Origin of the sequence: Pseudomonas sp. FSL R10-2964 (assembly GCF_009600035.1) — a bacterium.
GTDB lineage: Bacteria > Pseudomonadota > Gammaproteobacteria > Pseudomonadales > Pseudomonadaceae > Aquipseudomonas > Aquipseudomonas bubulae.
In genome coordinates, this window is the sequence record NZ_WIWH01000109.1 from 1 (window position 1) to 583 (window position 583).

General features: G+C 34.8%; 1 pseudogene. It reads right to left on the minus strand.

The window, feature by feature from the left end:
• Positions 1-583, minus strand: a pseudogene (locus GHN92_RS23970) (hypothetical protein); the annotation flags it as partial.

Here is a 583-nt window from a genome sequence, read left to right on the forward strand (position 1 = left end):
CATATTTAACGTAAAAATATTTATTGTACGTGGTGCTTTGCCACGTTCTCTCAAGAGCCATGTAAGCTATCACCATTAGTTTTCTTAACTTTTTTAAAATCGCAACCATTTCACCACCATAAGATATAAACCTTGTTAGGCTATCCATGTATACGATATATTTCGACTCATTACTAATGTTAAGCGTTGGCGGTTGTGTTCTGCTGATTTTAGCCCAGTCGGCTGTTAGCCTTTTATAGCTGTACTGCATTAGCTCATCAAATTCTCTTGATGAATCCAGACTAGTTATCTTAGTAATAATCTGCACTTTTTTTGACTTTCTAACTGGCGCTACTTCAAGATATTTAGGGATTACGTCCTTTAGGTATTTTTCAATCATGATAAGTATGTCATTGTTCAACATCCCATCTTTAACTAGCCATTTTTTAACTATCTCGTCTTTAGTTATTGATAATCCCCCTGAAAAATAGCGCTTACCAAATTTTCTATTTTGATAAGTTCCACCATAAAATAAGTTTAGGTAGTGAAATAGCCCTATTGAATTCCCCCCTTTAACTGGAGCTATATGGCAAAGTCTTACATC